The organism is Bradyrhizobium sp. BRP56 (genome assembly GCF_020194035.1).
Lineage (GTDB): Bacteria > Pseudomonadota > Alphaproteobacteria > Rhizobiales > Xanthobacteraceae > Bradyrhizobium > Bradyrhizobium australafricanum.
This window is the reverse complement of sequence record NZ_JADYVV010000228.1, coordinates 1-415: the sequence shown is the minus strand read 5'-3', so window position 1 is coordinate 415 and position 415 is coordinate 1. Positions and strand designations below refer to the sequence as shown.

Genomic DNA, 415 nt, shown 5'->3' with positions numbered 1-415 from the left:
CTCTCCTTTCTCAAAAACGCTAACCCTGTTATCCACAGAACCCGGGGATAAACCAGGAAAGAACATGTGCGCAAAAAACGAAACCCCGGGAAAGGCCGCGCCGGAGGCGCTTTTTCCATAGGCTCCGCCCCCCTGACGGACTTCACAAAACAGACACTTTTTCGGTGCATCTGTGGGAGCCTTGCGGCTCAACCATGAAATCCGCCAGCGGTGGCGAAACCCGACGTGGCTTAAAGATCATCACCGTTTCCGGTGAATCGCTCCCTCCTGCGCCCCCACGTTCCCGCCATATCGATTACCGGATACCTTTTCCGCCTTTCTCCCTTACGGGACACGTGGCGCTTTCTCATAGCTCACGTCTTCTGGTATCTCGGGGCGACTTAGGCAGTTCGCTCCGGGCTGGGCTGTATGCAGG

At 56.6% G+C, this 415-nt stretch carries 1 protein-coding gene; it reads right to left on the bottom strand.

All coding sequences use genetic code 11. The features are described from left to right. Nucleotides 1-192: hypothetical protein (locus I6F38_RS43515; protein ID WP_072019017.1), on the bottom strand; the 192-nt coding region annotated here is incomplete at its 3' end. Nucleotides 193-415: the final 223 nt, after the last annotated feature.